The 3,487-nt window shown below is 65.6% G+C and carries 2 protein-coding genes; both read left to right on the top strand.

All coding sequences use genetic code 11. From position 1 onward, the window contains the following. The coding region (locus tag ACYQ4T_RS26780; RefSeq protein WP_459859701.1) for a beta strand repeat-containing protein at nt 1-2,933 on the top strand (2,933 nt) is incomplete at its 5' end. 329 nt (nt 2,934-3,262) lie between these two features. Next, nucleotides 3,263-3,487: hypothetical protein (locus ACYQ4T_RS26785; RefSeq protein WP_459859702.1), on the top strand; the 225-nt coding region annotated here is incomplete at its 3' end.

Below are 3,487 nucleotides of genomic sequence, written 5' to 3' on the forward strand. Positions count from 1 at the left end.
GTCCGCTCCAGGGCGCCTACGGCAAGCTCACGCTGCAGGCCGACGGCAGCTATTCCTACACCCGCGACCCCATGACCAAGGGCGGCGTGGACGACATCTTCACCTACACGATCACCGACAAGGACGGCGACACCAGCAGCGCCACCCTCACCATCCGTATCGCCAATGCCGGCGTCGACTTGGACATGCCGACCTATGGCGGCGACGGCACCGTCGTATACGAGAAGGGCTTGCCCGAGCGGACCGGTGAGCTGGCCGGCTCCGGCGAGATCGCCGACAGCAACGGCACGAACGACTCCGATCCCTCCGAGCATATCGACGGCAGCTTCAAGATTACCGCGCCGGATGGCATCGACACGGTCGATATCGACGGCACCGTGCTGACCCTGGCTGATCTGCTGGCGCTCGGCACGACCAACGTCACCATCTCCATTCCGGGGACCGGCGATCTCACCTTGAACGGTTTCGACGAAGGCACCGGCGTGGTCAGCTATACTTTCACCGCGACCGACAACCAGCTCTCGCCGACCGATGTCCAGATCGATTTCACGGTGACGGTCACCGACATCGACGGCAGCAGCAACGTCGGCACCCTCTCGTTCAAGCTGGTCGATGACGAGCCGACCGCCAATCCGGACAGCAAGACGGTGAGCTCCGGCGGCCAGGTCAGCAGCAATGTCGAGACCAACGACGTGTTCGGCGCCGACGGCAAGATCGACGGCACCGGCGTGATCGGCGTCGATGCCGGCAGCAACACCGCCAGTCCCGCGGTCGGCACCCCCGGCACCCCGATCGTCACCAGCCTCGGCACCCTGACGCTGAACGCCGACGGCAGCTACACCTACGTGGCGAAGCCGAACGTCTCGGGCGTGGATCACTTCGTCTACACGATCCAGGACGGCGACAGCGACGTCTCCACCACCACGCTCGACATCACCGTCAACGCCGTGCGGCTCGAGACCGACGTCCAGACGGTGACGGTCAACGAGGCGGCGCTCGACAAGACCATCGAGGGCAACGACATCGCCGCCGGCAGCGTCACCGGCTCCAATCCGGGCTCGAACGACGAGAGCAAGACCGGACAGCTGGTGCTCGGCTCCGGCGTCACCGCGGTCGCCGGCGACTACCCCGGCCTCTACGGCACGCTGCATGTCGATAGCGACGGCAAGTTCACCTATACGCTGACCTCGAACCTGCTGGTCGCAGGCGCCGGCGCCAACACGGTGCTGGATGCCGAAGTCTTCGACATCACGATCCAGGACGCCGGCGGCAACACCGCGACCGACAAGATCAAGATCAACGTGATCGACGACGTGCCCCAGGCCTTCAACCCGCAGGACCAGAGCCTGCTGAATGCCGCGGGCGGCGTCATCACCGGCGCGCTCGACATCGCCGGGCATACCGGCGCCGACGGCTACGGCTCGATCGTCTTCAGCGGCGGCACCAACGGCGACAAGGCGACCCTGGCCGACGGCACCACGCCGATCACCTCGGGCGGCAAGGACGTGCTCTTGACCGGCTTCGGCACCGACATGCTGACCGGCTATGTCGATGCCAACGGCAACAAGAGCGTCGATGACGGCGAAGCGGTCTTCACCGTGAAGCTCGACGGCGCAGGCGACCAGTACACCTTCACCCAGATCAAGGACATCGACGACGGCGCGCGGGTCGACTTCACCGACCTCTCCGGCATCAAGGCCGGCAACACCGACTGGTTCGGGGTCGGTGCCAACGGCGGCGCCGCCGGCAGCAAGGACCTGCTCTACACGCCGCTCGACTTCAGCAACAACGTCAACACCTCGAAGAACGACATCGGTTCAGGCGACCAGTGGATCGATCCGGGCGAAGGCCTGCGCATGGACTTCGTCAACGACCTCACCGGTGACATGAAGACCGCGAATGGCTTCGACTTCGCCGGCCATTACCAGGTCCAGGACTACCAGTTCACCATCGCCCAGGTGAACGGCGGCGGCAACACTTCGCTCCGCCTGACCGCCGCCGACGTCACCAAGCAGAACAACCTCGCCGGCACCACCGAGGCGGATTTCCTGGCCCAGACCCTGGTCGCCATCACCGCCGGCGAGCTCGTCGTCCTGCGCGGCGGCATCGACATCACAAACACGCTGGTGATCGACTACACCGACGGCGGCCTGAACGACGGCGGGGTCATCGTCAACGGCCTGCAGGCAGGCGACATCATCAAGGTCCATGACTCCGGCGGCTTCGACCGGGTCGAGATCGACGGCATCGGCACTCAGTTCGCGATCACCGGTTCGCAGGTGCTGCAGACCGTGGCCGGCACCGATCTCGACATGAAGTTCGAGACCAAGCTCACCGACGGCGACGGCGATACGTCCTCGGGCCAGTATATCGGCATCAACCTGCAGACCGATGACGGCCAGAGCCACACCTTCAACGGCGGTCCCGGCAACGACACGATGAAGGGCGGCAGCGGCAGCGACTTGATCTTCGGCGATGCCGGCAACGACACCATGCTTTACGACAGCAAGGACACGTTCACCGGCGGCGCCGGCTTCGACCGCGTCCTGGTCGAAGGCGGCGGCAACGCGATCACCTATGACAGCGCCAAGTTCATCGGCATCGAGATGATCGATCTCGGCGACAGCAGCGACCGGACCGGCGCCGGGCAGAATACCCTGGCGCTGAGTGCGACCGATGTGATCGCCGCCAACGGCGCCGCGACCGCCGGCACGGTGGCCGGCCACCAGATCAACTTCTTCGTCATCGGCGACACCGCCGGCCCGACTTCGGCCGACCACGACAACGTGGTCATGACCGGCTTCGGGTCCAAGCTCGGCACCGGCAGCTTCGTCGATCCGATCACTGGCGTCTCGCACACCTATGACGTCTACGCGACCGTCGCCAACCCGGCGGTCAAGGTGGCGATCGAGCAGAACCTCGATGTGACTTGATTTACCCGGGCGGAGAGCCCCTGACAGAACCCTCCGTTCCGGTTCGGACCTCCCTCTCGCCATAGAGGGAGGTCCACCCCTTTTCAGGGGTGAGCGGAGAGCCCGCGACGAAGGTGAAGCTGGCCTTCCCGGCGCAAAGAGGCGGGCCGCGAAAATACCCGAGAATTCGTGCGCATCCTTACATGGCGGTGTCAGTTCTCGGAAATAATCCGAAAAATTGAGAGAAATACTCGAGGGGTAGGCCTCGTTTCCCAGTTGGACGGCAACGGGCCCGGGGGGGCATCCGGTCGTCACCGGGGCGCTGCAGGGGGCGCCACACGAGGCGGGAAATGGCCACCGACAGCAACATCCCGAGCAACGCGCTCGAGCAGGATTCCTCCACGCACCACGACAGCATCTTCGCCGCCGACGAACAGGACAGCGTGTTCGACGCGGTCCAGGTGGCGCAGGCCGACGCTGCGGCGGAGCCGCCGGCAGCGGCCGGTGCGGCGGCCGGTGCGCCACAGCAGGTGGCGATCCCGGCGGGTGCGGATGTGGTGCGGGTGCCGGTGCAG

It is taken from the genome of Dongia sp. agr-C8 (assembly GCF_054658695.1).